Source organism: Paenibacillus taiwanensis DSM 18679 (assembly GCF_000425125.1).
GTDB classification, from domain to species: domain Bacteria; phylum Bacillota; class Bacilli; order Paenibacillales; family Paenibacillaceae; genus Paenibacillus_B; species Paenibacillus_B taiwanensis.
On the sequence record NZ_KE384306.1, the window covers coordinates 87,705 to 104,512 of the forward strand.

General features: G+C 46.7%; 13 protein-coding genes. 12 read left to right on the top strand and 1 reads right to left on the bottom strand.

Annotated features, from left to right (window positions below):
* The first annotated feature begins 778 nt into the window (after window positions 1-778).
* Both H509_RS0109190 and H509_RS0109195 read left to right on the top strand, forming a co-directional pair.
* Window positions 779-1,567 carry an NAD-dependent protein deacylase gene (locus H509_RS0109190; protein WP_051286916.1) on the top strand — a complete coding sequence of 263 codons (789 nt, stop codon included), beginning with the start codon at window positions 779-781 and terminating at the stop codon, window positions 1,565-1,567.
* 157 nt (window positions 1,568-1,724) lie between these two features.
* The gene (locus H509_RS0109195; RefSeq protein WP_245596013.1) at window positions 1,725-3,206 is read left to right on the top strand and encodes an FGGY-family carbohydrate kinase; all 1,482 of its coding nucleotides are present in this window, start codon (window positions 1,725-1,727) and stop codon (window positions 3,204-3,206) included.
* Between the two features lie 92 nt (window positions 3,207-3,298).
* Here H509_RS0109195 and H509_RS24775 read toward each other — a convergent pair whose 3' ends face one another.
* Window positions 3,299-4,282: a helix-turn-helix domain-containing protein gene (locus H509_RS24775; protein ID WP_084159135.1), complete on the bottom strand. Its 984-nt coding sequence runs from the start codon at window positions 4,280-4,282 to the stop codon at window positions 3,299-3,301.
* 330 nt (window positions 4,283-4,612) lie between these two features.
* On the opposite strand from H509_RS24775, the gene H509_RS0109205 reads away from it, so the two are divergent.
* The 10 genes from H509_RS0109205 (at window position 4,613) to H509_RS0109250 (ending at window position 16,797) form a co-directional block, all read left to right on the top strand.
* On the top strand, window positions 4,613-5,794 hold the full coding sequence (locus H509_RS0109205) for a galactokinase (RefSeq protein WP_028544832.1): 1,182 nt from the start codon (window positions 4,613-4,615) through the stop codon (window positions 5,792-5,794).
* Between the two features lie 112 nt (window positions 5,795-5,906).
* Entirely contained in the window at window positions 5,907-6,896 is a 990-nt protein-coding gene (gene galE, locus H509_RS0109210) for a UDP-glucose 4-epimerase GalE (protein WP_028544833.1), read from the top strand.
* Window positions 6,897-6,954: 58 nt separating this feature from the next.
* Window positions 6,955-8,580 carry a UDP-glucose--hexose-1-phosphate uridylyltransferase gene (locus tag H509_RS0109215; RefSeq protein ID WP_084159191.1) on the top strand — a complete coding sequence of 542 codons (1,626 nt, stop codon included), beginning with the start codon at window positions 6,955-6,957 and terminating at the stop codon, window positions 8,578-8,580.
* A 76-nt stretch (window positions 8,581-8,656) separates the two neighbouring features.
* Window positions 8,657-9,556 carry a hypothetical protein gene (locus H509_RS0109220; protein WP_028544835.1) on the top strand — a complete coding sequence of 300 codons (900 nt, stop codon included), beginning with the start codon at window positions 8,657-8,659 and terminating at the stop codon, window positions 9,554-9,556.
* 196 nt (window positions 9,557-9,752) lie between these two features.
* Complete coding sequence (locus H509_RS0109225; protein WP_028544836.1) at window positions 9,753-11,291, top strand: copper amine oxidase N-terminal domain-containing protein; 1,539 nt, start codon at window positions 9,753-9,755, stop codon at window positions 11,289-11,291.
* A 421-nt stretch (window positions 11,292-11,712) separates the two neighbouring features.
* The gene (locus H509_RS0109230; protein ID WP_157277598.1) at window positions 11,713-11,919 is read left to right on the top strand and encodes a hypothetical protein; all 207 of its coding nucleotides are present in this window, start codon (window positions 11,713-11,715) and stop codon (window positions 11,917-11,919) included.
* Between the two features lie 265 nt (window positions 11,920-12,184).
* The gene (locus H509_RS0109235; protein WP_028544838.1) at window positions 12,185-13,618 is read left to right on the top strand and encodes an NAD-dependent malic enzyme; all 1,434 of its coding nucleotides are present in this window, start codon (window positions 12,185-12,187) and stop codon (window positions 13,616-13,618) included.
* Between the two features lie 395 nt (window positions 13,619-14,013).
* Window positions 14,014-15,048, top strand: coding sequence for an ABC transporter substrate-binding protein (locus H509_RS0109240; protein ID WP_028544839.1), 1,035 nt, complete (start codon window positions 14,014-14,016; stop codon window positions 15,046-15,048).
* 25 nt (window positions 15,049-15,073) lie between these two features.
* Window positions 15,074-16,000, top strand: coding sequence for an ABC transporter permease (locus H509_RS0109245; RefSeq protein ID WP_051286917.1), 927 nt, complete (start codon window positions 15,074-15,076; stop codon window positions 15,998-16,000).
* Window positions 16,000-16,797 carry an ABC transporter ATP-binding protein gene (locus H509_RS0109250; protein WP_028544841.1) on the top strand — a complete coding sequence of 266 codons (798 nt, stop codon included), beginning with the start codon at window positions 16,000-16,002 and terminating at the stop codon, window positions 16,795-16,797. The genes H509_RS0109245 and H509_RS0109250 overlap by 1 nt, the downstream gene beginning before the upstream one ends.
* Window positions 16,798-16,808 lie beyond the last annotated feature (11 nt).

The window sequence follows — 16,808 nt, forward strand, 5'->3', positions numbered from 1 at the left end:
GAATGGAAATAAGCCGCAAAATCAGCCTTAACGAGTAAAAGGAGAGGCGGAATTGGCGATATAAGCAGGAAAAACGAGCTTAACAGGTGTGGAGTGTGCGGTGGGATGTGAGTAAGGTCGGATGGGCGAGCATGGTAACAGATATGGAGTGTGCAGTTAGTGAGAGGAAGGCCAGGTGCGTTAGAAAGGGCAGAAGAGAGTAAGGTTAGACGGGAGAACGGGGTGAAAAGGAAAGTACACTAAGATAAGAGCACAATAGTAGAATTGAGTAAAAACGGGCAAGGACGAGGTGGAGTAAGATGTAAGAAGTAAAAAGTAAGTAGTAAGAACGCGTGAGAGAGAACGAGAAATAGCAAAAAACGACGAAGATCCAGCAGGAACGGAAAGTCGATGTGTGTGCGACTGGAAGGACAGCAAGTACAATAAGAGCAAGAAGCACTAGTTGAGCAAAAAAAGCGAAAAAGCGAAAAAGCAAGAAGAGTCAGAAGAGTAAAGAAGAGTAAAGAAGAGAAGGGTCAGAAGAGCAAGAAGAGCAACAAATGCAAGAAGGACAAGACATGTGGAAACTGCATGAGTATCGTATGTTTTGCCGAGCAACTGAAATGGCGATCTTCATATTTGATGTAACGATATAAGTTACAACAAAAAGTTAGGTACTGTACTGCTGCTTATCAGGTTTATCCATCATCAGTCTCCAATTAAGCTGACCCACTATTTTCGCAAAATATTATTCCCATGTATACTGAGAGAAGTACATTTGTTATAAGGAGGTTATGAAGTGACCCAACAGGATCATTCTTCTAACCAAGCGAAGTCATACGAAACGCAGGTCCACAAACTGGCTGAGTTACTGAGTGGAAGCAGGCGGATCGTTTTTTTTGGGGGCGCTGGAACTTCTACAGAGAGCGGTATTCCTGACTTCCGTTCTACCGGAGGCGTATTTGAAGAGAAATCGGACTTTCCTCATCCTCCAGAAGTGATGGTGAGCCGTCCATTTTTTGAGCGTGACCTGCAGATGTTTTATACATTCTATCGCCAAAAGCTGCTGCATCCGCATGCCAAGCCTAACGGAGCACATCGTACATTGGCTCGGCTAGAGCAAGCTGGCAAGCTAAAAGCGATTATTACGCAAAATATTGACGGCCTGCATCAGGCAGCTGGCAGTTCCGAGGTGCTTGAACTGCACGGTTCCGTTCACCGGAATGACTGTTTAAGTTGTCATAAGCGATTCGATTTATCTGTTGTGTTAGATTCCACCTCCGTTATACCGACTTGCCCGGATTGTGGCGGTGTCTTAAAGCCGGACGTTGTACTTTATGGAGAAACGTTAAATGATGCTGTCGTTGAACGTGCCATCCATTATGTACAGCAAGCAGATCTGCTCATTATCGGAGGAACGTCTTTGTCGGTCCAGCCTGCTGCAAGCTTTGCGCAGATGGGAAGACGCGCAGGGATCGTTCTTATGAACCGGACTCCTACTTCGATGGATCACGAGGCAGTCGCTATATTCCGTGACCCGATGGGGCAACTGCTTGAGAATGCTTATACGTACATGAGCAAATCATAAGCACTATTGCGGTTCTTTATCCATCAGTACATAGTGAGCCGATAACACTTCCTATTGAAAGATTATTTCATTATTAAATTAATGCATAACATAATGTAACCTATACTTCATATTAAATATAGGTTTGAAACGGGGGAGCTACCTAGTGGTGTACATGATGGGAATAGACTTAGGAACAAGCAATCGAAAAGTAGGATTATTTGATGAAGAAGGACATGTACTGGCACTGTCTAGCCGTCCAACAACTGTTATCGAGACTGGGCAAGGGTATTCTGTTTATGATCCGGAGCAATTGTGGAATGACGTCATTGCAATGATCAAAGAAGTGCTTGCACAGACAGGGGTTACTCAAGTGGCGGCGATTGGCATCGCCAGTATGGCGGAGAGCGGATTACTTGTCAATCGGTCAACTGGTAAGGTTCAATCACCTTGTTTGCCGTGGTTTGAGACATGCTCGACACCACAAGCGGAACGAATCCGGCAGTCGGACGCCCCACTCGCATTATTCCAACGCTCAGGCTTGCATTTGTCATTTAAGCACGGTCTGCCTAAACTGTTATGGCTGCATAATCAAGATGCAAGTATGTTCAATGACGCCGTATGGCTCACAATGTCAGGCTTTATTGCTTATCGACTGAGCGGTGTCATGGCCTGTGATCCAACATTAGCGACACGTACTTTCGCCTATGATATCCGTCATGAGCGTTGGGATACAGAGTGGCTGCAACAATTTGGCTTGCCGCAGGACCTATTTCCTCAAGTGCTGCCAAGTGGCAGCCCGCTAGGTAAAGTTACGACTGAGCTAACAAACGTGCTTGGGCTGAGCGAAGGAACGACAGTGGCAATTGGCGGCCACGATCATGTCTGCGCTTCTTTGGCTGTAGGTGCGGTGCATCCAGGTGATGTGTTTGCTTCTATGGGAACAGCTGAAACTTTGGTAGGCTTAATGAAGCCACGCCCTTTGGGACAAGCCGAATTTGATACTGGCTTATCTTATGGCTTTCATGTTGTACCCGGCTATCAGTTTTGGATGGGAGGAAATGCGGCTTCTGGTGGAGCGCTGGAGTGGATTCGCAAGCAGTTGGCAGACGATGCGCTGACATATGATGAAATGAAGGCCCTAATAGCTGATGTGCCTGATGGACCTGGGCAGGCTTTATTTTTCCCTTATCTTTCAGGCAGTGGGGCACCTTATCCAAACTCTAAAACACGTGCTGCATTTATTGGTTTATCTTATGCTAGCGGCAAAGCGGAACTGGTACGGGCCGTATGCGAGGGCACGGCGTATCAGTTAGAAATGATCCGCAGAAGCGCAGAGCAGGTGTCAGGCGAGAAGATTAGGGAAATTCGTGCTGTCGGGGGTGGAACTCGGATTCGCACGTGGTTACAAATGAAAGCAGACGTAGGCAACGCCACACTGATCGTGCCCCCAGTTGATGAAGCGACTCTTTTAGGAGCAGCTTATGCTGCTTTAATCGGCACGGGGCATATAACTAGCGCGACCGAACTTCAGGGCTTGATCGAGCAACGAGGAGTTACGCGGATCGATCCTGATGCGGTGCGTCATAGGCTGTATGCAGCTAGGTACGAGCAGGTTTACGCACCGATGGCGGCTGCACTTCGTCAGATGGAGCTGTAAGAGGGAGGTGGGGGCAGGGCGCGTTTCATACAGCGTTCTGCCCTTTACAGTCATTTTCATAATTGGTATATACAATCTGCGTGTACCAACTTTTATTTGATAGGTGACGATGAACTGGAACTGGAGTGCTCCTGTTTTACGTGCATAACCTGCTTCCGATACTGTGTTGGAGCTTGTTGATAGAACCTGCGAAATTGTTTAGAAAAATATAAGGCGTCCGGTATACCTACAGAAGCTGCAATTTGCTCGACTGTGAGCTCGGGTCGTTCCCGAAGCAGCAATCTACCCTTGTCAATTCTTAATTTTAGAAGAAACGTCACGGGCGACATGCCAGCAGCCTGCTTAAATAATCTGGACAAATACGCTCTGTTGTATCCCAGACTGGACGCCATTTGCTCCATTGTGAACGGGTGCGCGTATTGGGTGGACATCATACGTATCATATGACGTACGATTTGCTGGGCCTCGTTTTCCGGCTTTAGAGGGACGAGCTCATCTACACGCTGCTGCTGGCTAGCATAGGCTGCCATCATAAGATGCAGACAACCAACAGCGGTCAGGTTGCACGTATGCTCTCTAGCTTGAAATGCAGTCCGTATAGGCTGCATCCACGTTGCTGCAAGAGTGCCAGAGCAATGCACGACAGGTTGCTCCGTCGTCAGCCCGCCTTGCCGAAAAATTGATTCCGCTTGATTCCCCTTGACGGCGATCCACTGATATCGCCAAGGATGATGAGGATTGGACACATAACTGACCAATTGATTGGGCGTGATCAGAAACGCATCACCTGGCCCGAGCTTGTAAGTACGTGACTCCGTTGCGAATTCACCACAGCCGTCTATTACATGATGAAGTAAATAATAATCGTAAAATTTAGGCCCGAGCTTATGCCCGGGTTTCGTCTGGCTTTCGCCAGTAAACAACACGTGAAGACCGTCCTGCTCCGCTGCTGACGGATTCGTTGACACTTCATAGGTATCGAGAGTGTTGGTTCTACTATTACCTTCATCAAGAGGCAGCATCAAGTCGGCATTTAAAGGGGAGCTATTTTGTCCATCATCGGTAATTGAGTTCATTACACGGGGCCTCCTTCAAAAATATGCTGTGTACATGGAATAAACGTGCTAATTATTTAGAATGAACATGCTAGTTATGTCTGCATGGTTTAAGTTGTCATCGCGCGTACAGGGATAACTCCATCGATCAGAGGCGCATGAAATGAAGTATAGGGAAATACGAATTGTGTGCAGCATGTTGCCCGTAGTTTAGATGTCATTTCTAGTTACTATATCACATTTGTCCATATGAAGTTCACATCCAACTATTATAAGTAAACGGAGTTCGAAGTATGATTAACTGTAATAAACAGTAACGTGATGCTTACACACTTAGGAGGTTGACCGGATATGGATATGAATAATCTACTGCGCTTATTTGAACAACATTATAGTTTCAATCAAGAGGGGATACGATTGTTCCATGCTCCTGGACGTGTCAATCTGATTGGTGAACATATTGATTACAATGGCGGATATGTGCTGCCGGCTGCCCTGCAACTTGGAACTTATTTGCTTATCAGGGCGAATGCAGACCGTATGCTGCGGCTTGCAAGTGTACAGTTTGAACAATTAGCTAGCTTTTCTATTGATGAATTGCCAACAAGCAAGTCAGACGAGTGGACAGATTATGCTCTTGGTGTAGTCCATGAGATGAAAATGGCGGGCCAGCCGTTGACAACGGGGTACGATCTCTTGGTAGCTGGCAACATTCCGAATGGAGCGGGACTGTCTTCATCAGCGTCATTAGAGGTAGTCATGGGGTACGCCTTCATGACTTTGGAAGGATATTCGGTTGATCGCACAGCGCTTGCGCAGTTGTCACAGCGGGCAGAGAATAAGTTTGTCGGGGTTAACAGTGGTATTATGGACCAGTTTGCCGTTTCACATGGGAAGCAGGATCACGCGATATTCATTGATTGTGACTCCTTGCATTATGAGCATGTCCCTTTCCAAATTCAAGGGTATAAGCTTATTATAGGTAATACGAACAAGCGCCGTGGACTAGTGGATTCCCAATACAATGAGCGCCGCACACAGTGTGATGAAGCTGTTGTACAGCTGAAGCAGGTGTTCCCAGAGCTGACCTATTTAGCACATTTGACAAGTGAACAGTTCCAGCAAGCCAAACACGTATTGACAGATCGTATTGTGTGCCAACGCGCAGAACATGTTGTATTGGAAAATGAGCGTGTGAAGCAATCGATGGCAGCGCTTCAGCAAGGAGACCTGCTCACATTCGGGGAGCTAATGAATGCATCCCACGAATCGTTACGCGATCTGTACGAAGTCAGCTGTGAGGAACTGGACGTTATGGTTCAAGAAGCTCGCGCGATTAAAGGTACGATCGGTTCACGGATGACAGGAGCTGGATTTGGAGGCTGTACGATATCGTTAGTGGAACAAGCAGCCGTTGAAGAGTTTGTTCAGACCGTTGGTGCAAACTATGAGAGGCATACGGGTGTTAGGCCTGACTTTTACGTATGTGACGTAGGCGATGGTGTGATGGAGCTACAATGGCCCAATAATTAATGTCTCGCATAAATCTAATCATGCGTATAAATCTAGTCATTCATATGAATCTGATCATTCATAATGAATCTATTAAATAGCAGCGTTTTTATATTTTGAGGAGGTTATATATATGGCAGTATTAGTTACAGGTGGAGCGGGGTACATTGGTTCACATACGGTTGCGGAGCTGATTGCGCGTGGAGAAGAAGTTGTAATAGTGGATAATTTGGAGACAGGGCATCGTGAAGCGGTAACAGCCGGCACACTAGAGATTGGGGATATACGTGACAAGGCGTTTTTAAACGAAGTATTTACAAAGCATAGCATTGATGCGGTCATTCATTTTGCAGCTTATTCCTTGGTAGGGGAGAGCATGGTTAAGCCAGGCAAGTATTATGACAACAACGTCAGCGGGACAGGTGTACTGCTTGATGTTATGAAAGATTATGGTGTCAAACGGATTGTATTTTCTTCTACTGCGGCTACATACGGTGAACCAGAACGTGTTCCAATCGTGGAAACAGATCGTACAGAGCCGACAAGCGTATATGGGGAAACGAAGCTGACGATGGAGCGTATGATGCGCTGGTTCGATCAGGCACACGACATACAATACGTTTCTTTACGTTATTTTAATGCGGCTGGAGCCCATGAGAGCGGCCAAATCGGTGAAGACCACCGCCCGGAATCCCATTTGGTCCCAATCGTGCTGCAAACTGCATTGGGCCAGCGGGAGGAGATTACTGTGTTCGGCAGCGATTATCCGACTGCGGACGGCACTTGTGTCCGCGATTATATCCATGTGAGTGACTTGGCAGATGCGCATGTGCTTGCACTTCATTATTTGAGAGATGGCGGAAAAAGTGACATTTTTAACCTCGGCAATGGGCAGGGCTTCTCGGTGCTTGAAGTGATTCGTACGGCGGAGCAAGTGACCGGGCGACCGATTCCAACAGCTATTCGTGAACGCCGTGCTGGCGATCCGGCAATTTTGATCGCTTCAGCAGATAAGGCGCGCCGAGTGCTCGGCTGGTCGCCGCGACGTGACAAACTGGAGCAAATTGTTGAGAGCGCATGGCGTTGGCATACCGCACGTCCGCATGGTTACATTGAATCGTAATTGCACATCATTAGAGACGCCGATTGAGGGAACGTGGGAGGTTGCTTTTATGGGAGAGATGGATAAAGGTCAAGGGGCGATTGTGTTAAACCAGATGACACCAATGGAGCAGGCGCAATGGGCTATTGAGGAGTTAATTCGTTACGCGCTATCCAAGCGATTAATGGGTAAATTGGATTGTCCTTATGTACGTAACGTATTGCTGGATATGTTCCAATTGGCAGAGCCGTGGACTGGATACGAGGCAACATACAAGACGAGTACCGAGGCGGCCAATACACCGCATCAACTTTTGGGCTTATTGCTGGATTACGGTCAAGTGATCGGCTTGATTTCTGACCACTCTACGACACAACGTGACCTGCTCGACGCACGTATTATGGGAGTGCTCATGTCTCGACCGTCTGAGACGGAGGCAGCTTTCAGAAGAACAGAACGCGAGAGTGGCATTGCACAAGCCACGAATGAGTTCTATCGGTTATGCGTAGACAGCAATTACATTCGAATGGATCGCGTCCAAAACAACGATTATTGGCTGTACGAGAGCAAATACGGGGTATTCGAAATGACGATTAATGTCTCGAAGCCTGAGAAAAGCCCGCAGGAGATTGCTGAGGCGAGGCAGGCAGCGGTTTCTCATTATCCATCTTGTTTGCTCTGTGTGGACAATGTTGGATATGGTGGTCGTGCCAATCATCCGGCCCGCCAAAACTTGCGTGTCATCCCATTGACGCTGCATGGAGAAGCGTGGCATTTTCAATACTCTCCTTATGTATATTACAATGAGCACAGCATCGTGCTTCGCCACGATCACGTACCGATGAAGCTGACGAAAGCTACTTTCCATAGATTGTTGGATTTTACAGAGCAATTCCCGCACTATTTTATCGGTACCAATGCGGATTTGCCGATTGTTGGCGGCTCCATTTTAAGTCACGATCATTTTCAAGCTGGACGGCATACATTTCCTATAGAAAGAGCGATAGCTGAGCGTACATTTGTTTATCCACAGGATGAGGAGATTCAGGTCAGTATTGTACGGTGGCCGATGTCGGTGCTGCGTATTTCGGGTCATGAGCGGGAAAGGCTGATTGAAGTTGCGTACACGATATTTACAGCTTGGCAGGTGTATACCGATCCTGAAGTTGGTATTATCGCTTTTACGGAAGAAGGGAACAGCCGTATTCCTCATAATACAGTTACGCCGATCGTCAGACGACGGGGGACTGCATATGAAGTTGATCTAGTGCTGCGGAACAATCGCACGAGCAGTGAATATCCAGAAGGTATATTCCATCCGCACCATGAAATGCACCATATCAAGCAAGAGAACGTTGGTTTAATCGAGGTGATGGGACTTGCGATTTTGCCAGCGCGGTTGCAGCAATCCAGCAAGCTGATTGCCACATTGTTGACGGGTGAGCAATCGTGGGAGCAATACAAAGCAAACATGCAAGCTCATGATCCACTGGCTGTACACCGTGTGTGGATAGATAGCTTAATAGCACGTTACGGTAGCGATAACAGTTTGCAACATGCAGAGCATCTGATCAAGCAGGAAATTGGGCATACATTTGTCGAAATTTTAGGGCAAGCTGGAGTGTTTAAACGAAATGCAGAAGGGCAAGCTGCGTTTGAGCGATTTATTAATTATCTTGGCTTGACGGACTCATCAATAAATTAATTAAGGCAAGGCAGTTTCCCTTTGTGATGACTGCCAGAAGAAGCTGTGTAGACAGGGCAGGAAAAGAGGCGATTAAATGGCGCATATGATGACAAGTATGGTGGAGGACCCCCGATTTGGTCGTAGTCTTCGATTGGACAATAAACGCTACACAATGATTATTCCGTTGGATTATGGGATTCGAATTATGCATTTTAGCCTGCGTGGTGGTGAAAATGTATTGTTCCATGATGCAAAGGGGGACGTGGCTCAGTATGGCGAAGCGTTTCATAAAATGGGCAGCGACGGTTGGCTGCTTCGAGGCGGACACCGTCTGTGGGTTAGTCCTGAAGCTTATCCGCGCACGTATGCTCCAGACGACCAGCCTATTGAATGGAGTCCTACTGGTCAGGGGGTTGTGCTGACGTCTCCAATTGAGCAATGGTCGCTCATCAAGAAGCAAATAGAGATTATATTTACCGAGGACCAGGTTCTCCTTATTCATCGTATTACAAATGAGGGCGCTTATCCGATACAGGTAGCACCATGGTCGATTAATGTGATGGCGCAGGGTGGAACCGCTATAATCCCGCAAACCAAACGAGAAACCGGTCTGCTGCCGAACCGTGCTGTTGTATTATGGCCGTATTCACGAATGAATGATGACCGAGTAGTTTGGGGAGAAGATCATATTACGATTCGCCAGTGCCCTGATGCCGCTGGAGCATTTAAACTAGGCATAGGAAATGAACCAGGATGGGCTGCTTATTTTTATAATGGAACCGCATTTGAAATTAGTCATGAGCATCAACAAGGTGCAGCATATCCAGATGGCGGCTGTTCGTTCGAATGTTATACCAATGAGCATATGCTGGAACTGGAGACACTTGGACCTCTGTCTACGCTGGAGCCTGGTCAGAGCGCATCGCATCAAGAATGGTGGCGTCTGGCAGCAGCATTAGATGTAGCGTCGTTTATAGCTAGTAAACAACAATAAAGGCTGATTCAGGCAGCTGAGAGCATAGACTTCCGAGTAGGAAGTCTATTTTTTGTTCAGAATGGAACTTTTGTAAGATCAAGCTTGCCCCGCACTTGTAATCGTTTCTTTACAACCCCTCTAAATGAATACATAATAGAGTGGAATCACGATCTTTATAAAGTTTGTACCTATTTTGAAGGGGAGGAATGAGTACATGCGCATACGAGCAAGTCTAGCTGCTATGCTAGCAGCATTACTTATTGTACTTACGGGGTGTCAGTCAGTAGGCGGTGTAGATATTGGGGAAGTGGTTAACAAGACTGCTGACTTGAAGTCGGCGGAGACGAAGGAATCTGTGAGCATTAAGCTTGATGTCAGCAAGGATGCCGAGTTAACGTCTGAGGAAAGCCAGTTTATTAACCTTATTAACGGGTTTCAGCTTGATATGGCAACAAAGATGGAATCACCTGATCGTGTATCCTCAAGCGGCACGATCAAGATTGCAGGCAAGAGTGTGCCGTTTCAACTTGCAGTAGATGACAAGCAAGTGGTAGTCCAAGTAGAAGGCGGCAAAACACCGCTAGTTATCCCTGCAACGACAAAAGAAATGGAAGCGCTGGACATCCCGCAATTGGATGTGGAACAGCTAAAGCAATTCCGCAAATCGATGGTCAAGTTTTTCACTAAGCATGCCCCTAACCCTAAAGTAACAACAGTTACACCAGTTACGGAGCAAATTTTTGGCCAATCCCAATCCTTGAGCCAAATACATATGGAATTTGGTGCTGACGAAACGATTGGCTGGGTGCGCGGCTTCTTGAAGTCAATACTGGCAGATGAGCAAGGAACTAAAGCTTGGTTAACAGAAGTCGGCAAATTGTATGGACCATTGGTTGGACAGTCGATGGAGGCATACGGTGTAAGTGAGAAATCGACAAATATGATAAAAGATGGAGAAGTATTCGCTCTTATAGCATTTAAGTGGTTAAAAGAGAATGGAGAAAAATCACTTGATGAGCTGGATAAGGCTTGGACTCAAGTGGTTAAAGAAGATGCTGACATGGCTGTTGTCCTCGGCAATAAGACGAAGCTGAAGCTGGATCTTTATGCTGATGCAGCATTAAACCTGAACAAAACGAATATGGAAGTAAACATAGCGTTGCCTCAATCTGAAGATGTTCCGCTCTCAGGAATTACGTTTAAAGCATCTACAGAGGTGAAAAGTCATAATTCGCCAGTTACAACTGACAAAATCAACACAACAAATGCTGTGAATGTATTGGAACAGACCCTAACGCCAGGTCAATGGTTGCGTCATTTCAGTCCTGATTCCACGGTTCATCAGTTGTTGAAGGACGCGGGCATTTCACGCAAATATGTGGCCCTGCCGCTTGCAGAAGGCAAATATGACGATTGGTTGATTGATGGTCCTGCTCCTTTTGTAAAAAACGGCGTAACGATGGTTCCACTTCGTTATGTAGCTGAGCATTTGGATGCAGATGTAAAATGGGACAGCAAAGCGTCGCAGGCGCGTATCGTAGAGGATCTTACAGGTAAAGTAATTATAATAAAACTAAACAGCAAGCAAGTGACGGTTGATGGCAGCGTTGTGACCAAGAAACTGGATGTCGCTCCTATCATGAAGGACTCCACCGTGTATGTGCCGCTGCGTGATATCGCGCAACTGCTGGGCGCAAAGGTAGGGTATGAGAAGGGCGAATACGTGAACTATGCAACAGTCACTAGAGACTAGACAGCTTACTGCAATTGGCATATTGCAGTTGCAGTGCAGCAGCTTTGTGCTCGTAAGTTGAAGTTGAGCTATTGCATATAACAGCATTCATAAGAAACCCATTCCCTTAGCACATTATAGTAGGGGATGGGTTTTTTGCATGTTAGTAGGGTAGTGCTGAAGGATGAGCGGCCTATGCAGGTGTCAAAACACTGAAGGCGGGTGCATCGGCTGGGTTGGAAATCGTATTTCATTTGTAAAGCTGAATGAGGGGGAAATCATAAACGAGGCAGCTATGTAAACTTGTAAGCAAGCATTGTAGCAGGTATTGTCATAAGCATTGTAAACGTTGGGATTATGAATGTTTGTTGACGCTGTTCTCACACTTGTGGACACGGAAATTGAGATTCGTGTGCGAACAATGGAGGATTTTGGACAGAGGATGACGAAGATGAAAGAGGTAACACCGTTCCATCTCGATATTTGCCTGCATATGAAAGGGTATATGAATCGTCCGCCGATGGAGAGAACGGATACCACCGGAAGCTTATATCACTTGGCTCAGCTTGTGGCGCTTGAGGAGCTTGACTTGCATCTTTCATCTTGCATAGCCAGGTACAAGCTGGAGTCAGCGACGGCAATTTCATAGCGGCTTGCGGCGTGCCAACATTGGACGGGCTGGCGCACGAGGAGACGGTGTCCATGTTGTACACGAACATGTACACGTGGAAGACATACCAAGGCGAGCAGCGTTGCTCGCGGGTATCATGGAACGCTTATAACGATGTTTACGATTCCGAAGCACTTATCCTGCGTAGATGTAGCTTGCATAGGACGGCAGCAGGAACACCGCGTAGTTACACAAGCAAGAGGGTACGGACATCTAAACAACCGCTTAAAGGAGTGTAGCACCAATGGCCAAATCGTTAGGCTCAAGCACTAACATTATTATCCGAATGGAAATTGACAAGAGCAAGTGTACCTTTGCCCAGGTCGCAGCGGCAATTGGCGAGGGCGGTGGAGATATCGTCGCAATCGACGTAATTAGAAGCGCAGCCACCTCAACCGTAAGAGACATTACGGTAAATGTGTACGATGGGAGTGTCGGAGACCGAATCGTCCAGCGCCTGAAGCCGCTGGAGGGTGTACGTATTGTAAATATCTCGGACCAGACTTTCTTGCTTCACTTAGGCGGTAAGATCGAAATGCAGCCTAAAGTTCCGATTCGGAACCGTGACGATCTGTCACGTGTGTATACGCCAGGTGTGGCACGTGTATGTATGGCGATTCATGAAGACCCTAATCGTGCTTTTACGTTGACGATCAAGCGTGATACCGTTGCTGTTATTTCCGATGGCACGGCCGTACTTGGGCTTGGCAATATTGGGCCACGGGCGGCAATGCCTGTTATGGAAGGCAAAGCGATGCTGTTCAAGCAGTTTGCAGGTGTTGATGCGTTCCCGATCTGTCTTGATACGCAGGATCCAGATGAGATTGTACAGACGATTGTTGCCATTGCACCTGGTTTCGGCGGCATTAATCTGGAGGATATTTCCGCCCCGCGCTGCTTCGATATTGAGCGCAGATTAACGGAGAAGCTCGACATCCCCGTCTTCCATGATGATCAGCACGGTACGTCTGTTGTGCTGCTGGCTGGTATACTTAACGCTCTGCGAATCGTAGAGAAAAAGCTGGAAGACTGCAAGATCGTACTGTGCGGAATTGGCGCTGCGGGTATGGCATGTACAGAAATGTTGCAGACAGCAGGAGCACGAAACGTCATTGGTGTTGATCGCCAAGGAGCGCTAGTACGCTCGACCACTTACGAGAACGAGTCATGGAACAGCTACGCAGCCAAGACGAATCCTAATGAAGAGACAGGCTCGTTATCAGAAGTCATCCGCGGTGCAGATATCTTTATCGGTGTATCTGGCCCAGGTGTGCTCAAAAAGGCAGACGTTGAATCGATGGCACATGATGCTATCGTATTTGCAATGGCTAACCCAACACCCGAAATTGATCCGGATGAGATAGAGGGTATTGCGCGTATTATTGCGACAGGGCGCTCGGATTATCCGAATCAGATTAACAATGTGTTGTGCTTTCCTGGCTTGTTCCGCGGCCTGCTGGACTGCCGCGCTTCCCATGTGACTGAAAGTATGAAGCTTGCTGCTGCAAAAGCGATTGCCGATGTCGTATCCGACGATGAATTGAGCGAAGTGTACATTATTCCATCGGTCTTTAACGATAAGGTTGTCCCGCGTGTCAGAGACGCGGTAGTGGATGCCGCATTTGAAGCAGGTGTCGCTCGTAGACGTGATTACCGCGATAAATCGCAATCCAAATAAGGAACAAGCAACGATTTCATATTGTTGATGATACTGCTGAGCATAGCGGTGTGTAGAACCGACCTATGCTCGGTTTTTTATTATAGCAACAGTTTAATGCGATAGAGTGACAAAGTAAAGAATAATCGACAATTTATTTTCAACACATTTTTTACCATATTATAACATAAATATCAACCGTTATTATTGACGCACTTAACTAAGGTAGTGCATTATCACTATATCACACTGCTGATACAGTGCTTTTATGCATTAAAAAGTTGTTGCGTTAATGGATGGTCAATTCAATTATTGCTACAGCTATAGGCAGGGAAAATCAACATGACGCTTTCGCAGAGGGTTCAAAAGATAAGTTAACCAACTTGCTTTTAAGCGGAGAAAGGGGATTTTGATTTATGAAATTCAGTCGTCAATTTGGACTCGTCGTGTTATTAGCTGTATTGACAGTTGTAAGCGCCTGCGGCGCAAAAGGAACGGAACCTGCCCCTGCTGGTACAGGGGGGACAGAAGGAAAGAGCGGTGAGAAGATCAAGATTGGAATTACGCAAATTGTAGAGCATCTTTCTCTTGATGAAGCACGCAGAGGATTCGTGCAAGCGCTAAAAGACGCTGGATATGTGGAGGGGGAGACCCTTGAAATTGACTTTCAGAATGCACAAGGAGATCTAAGTAATGCGGCGACCATTTCGCAGAAGTTTGCAAGCGATAACAAGGATTTAGTTTTGGCTATTGCCACCCCCACAGCTCAAGCGGCTGTCCAGAACATTAAAAATAAGCCCATTTTATTTACAGCAGTAACAGACCCGATTGGAGCAGGTTTGGTTCAAAGTATCGAGAAACCAGGTGCAAATGTAACAGGCACAGCTGATCTGCATCCTGAAGCTATTTCTAAGTTAATGGAATTTATAGCTAATCATATCACCAATATAAAATCGGTAGGAATTCTTGCCAATGAAGGCGAACAAAATACGCAAACCAATGTGAAGCAAGCTGTTGATGCGCTTAGCAAGCTCGGTTTGCAGGTCGTAAAAGCGCCAGTTGCGAATAGCTCTGAGGTTAAGCAGGCGACGGAATCTTTGGTAGGTAAAGTACAAGCCATTTATGTACCTTCAGACAATACGGTTGTTAGTGCGTTAGCTACAGTCATAAGTGTGGCCACGGACAATAAAATTCCGACTTTTGTTGCGGATAAAGATTCCGTGAAAAATGGCGGTGTTGCCAGTTACGGTTTTGAATATTTTGATCTGGGCTATTCCACAGGCAAGATGGCGGTTGAAATTTTGAAAGATGGCAAGAAACCAGCTGATCTGGCAGTGAAATATCCGGAAAAGCTAGATTTGGTGCTAAATATGAAGGCGGCTGCATCTCAAGGCTTTGACGTAACGGCTGCAATAAAAGCAGAAGTGAAACAAGAGAACTTATTCGAATAAGACAGCGATAAGGAGGTACAGCAACATGCTTCACGCTGGATTTTGGGAAGCGATGCTAAAGTCTGTCGAAATAGGACTTTTGTATGCGATTATGGCATTTGGTGTATATTTGACCTTTCGTATTTTAGATTTTCCAGATTTGACTGTTGATGGCAGCTTTACGACAGGAGCGGGTATAGCGGCTTTAGGTATCACTTCGGGCATGAACCCATTTCTGGCTACGCTGCTGGCTTGTATCGGGGGAGGACTTGCAGGGATATTAACGGGTTTGATCCATACCAAAGGTAAAGTAAACGCTTTGCTGTCTGGCATATTAATGATGATTGCGCTGCATTCCATTAATTTGAGAATTATGGGCAGGTCAAATATAACATTAGTAAATTCGGAGACGCTGTTGTCACCACTGACAGATGGGTTTAAGTATGAGTTTGTCCTTGTGATGGGTGTAGTTGCTATGGCGATCAAGCTGCTTCTGGATTTATTTTTGAAAACTGAAATTGGACTTGCACTGCGAGCTACGGGTGATAACGCCCGTATGATTAGAAGCTTAGGTGTGCGGACGGATACTACGATTATTATTGGGGTAGGTTTGTCCAATGCTATGGTGGCACTAGCAGGCGCGCTCATTGCCCAATATCAGGGATTTGCGGATATCCAGTTAGGTGTCGGTATGATCGTGATTGGTCTGGCCTCGGTTATTATTGGGGAGGCGGTATTTGGCCACCGAACAATTGTACGTACGACACTAGCTGTATTGCTAGGTGCAGTATTGTATCGTCTGATCGTGGCCGTTGCCCTCCAGTTGGAGCTTGATTCTACCGATTTAAAGCTGTTGACAGCTGTAATCGTCATTATTGCACTTACGCTGCCCATGATTCGAAGAGCGGTGAGACAACGTGCTGACAGCCGCAGACGGGCGGTAGAACTAATGCAGCATGGGGGTGATGTATAGTGCTTCACATTCAGCAAGTATGTAAATTGTTTAATCCAGGAACAGCAGATGAGAAATTGGCGCTTGTACATATTAACCTCCACCTGAAGCAGGGCGACTTTGTGACAGTAATCGGCAGTAATGGAGCAGGTAAATCAACACTAATGAACGTGATTTCTGGTGTGACGCTGCCGGATATAGGTTGTGTTCATATTGCTGGACGGGATGTAAGTGCTATGTTAGAGCATACGCGCAGCCGTTGGATTGGTCGGGTGTTCCAAGATCCGCTGGCAGGTACAGCACCTTCAATGACCATCGCAGAGAATTTGGCGCTAGCTTATGCGCGGGGGCGACAGAGGGGACTAAGCGTCGGTGTCAGCCGTCAACGGAAAAGCTCGTTTAGGGAGCAGCTTGAAATTTTAGGCTTAGGATTGGAGCATCGTCTATCGGCAAAGGTTGGCTTGCTGTCTGGGGGAGAAAGGCAGGCACTAAGCCTGTTGATGGCAACATTTACGCAGCCAAGCTTGCTGCTGCTGGATGAGCATACCGCTGCCTTGGACCCCGCTCGGGCGGAAATGATTACAAGATTGACCGATAAAATTGTACGAGAAACGTCCTTGACGACGTTAATGGTCACACACAACATGGAGCAGGCGATAAGACTCGGCAATCGATTAATCATGATGGATAAGGGGAAAATTATATTAGATATAGGAGCGGATCAGAAAAAGCAGTTGACAGTAGAAAAACTGTTGCGGGAGTTTGAGCGGCTGCGCGGAGAGAAATTTGTAGATGATCGGGTAATGCTTGGTGGATAGGTAAATCAAAA

Excerpts from the sequence above, each read along its gene's own strand:
- H509_RS0109195 (WP_245596013.1), top strand. The coding sequence starts at position 1,725 with ATGGGAATAGACTTAGGAACAAGCAATCGAAAAGTAGGATTATTTGAT.
- H509_RS24775 (WP_084159135.1), bottom strand. The coding sequence starts at position 4,282 with ATGAACTCAATTACCGATGATGGACAAAATAGCTCCCCTTTAAATGCC.
- H509_RS0109205 (WP_028544832.1), top strand. The coding sequence starts at position 4,613 with ATGGATATGAATAATCTACTGCGCTTATTTGAACAACATTATAGTTTC.
- galE (WP_028544833.1), top strand. The coding sequence starts at position 5,907 with ATGGCAGTATTAGTTACAGGTGGAGCGGGGTACATTGGTTCACATACG.
- H509_RS0109215 (WP_084159191.1), top strand. The coding sequence starts at position 6,955 with ATGGATAAAGGTCAAGGGGCGATTGTGTTAAACCAGATGACACCAATG.
- H509_RS0109220 (WP_028544835.1), top strand. The coding sequence starts at position 8,657 with ATGGCGCATATGATGACAAGTATGGTGGAGGACCCCCGATTTGGTCGT.
- H509_RS0109225 (WP_028544836.1), top strand. The coding sequence starts at position 9,753 with ATGCGCATACGAGCAAGTCTAGCTGCTATGCTAGCAGCATTACTTATT.
- H509_RS0109230 (WP_157277598.1), top strand. The coding sequence starts at position 11,713 with ATGACGAAGATGAAAGAGGTAACACCGTTCCATCTCGATATTTGCCTG.
- H509_RS0109235 (WP_028544838.1), top strand. The coding sequence starts at position 12,185 with ATGGCCAAATCGTTAGGCTCAAGCACTAACATTATTATCCGAATGGAA.
- H509_RS0109240 (WP_028544839.1), top strand. The coding sequence starts at position 14,014 with ATGAAATTCAGTCGTCAATTTGGACTCGTCGTGTTATTAGCTGTATTG.
- H509_RS0109245 (WP_051286917.1), top strand. The coding sequence starts at position 15,074 with ATGCTTCACGCTGGATTTTGGGAAGCGATGCTAAAGTCTGTCGAAATA.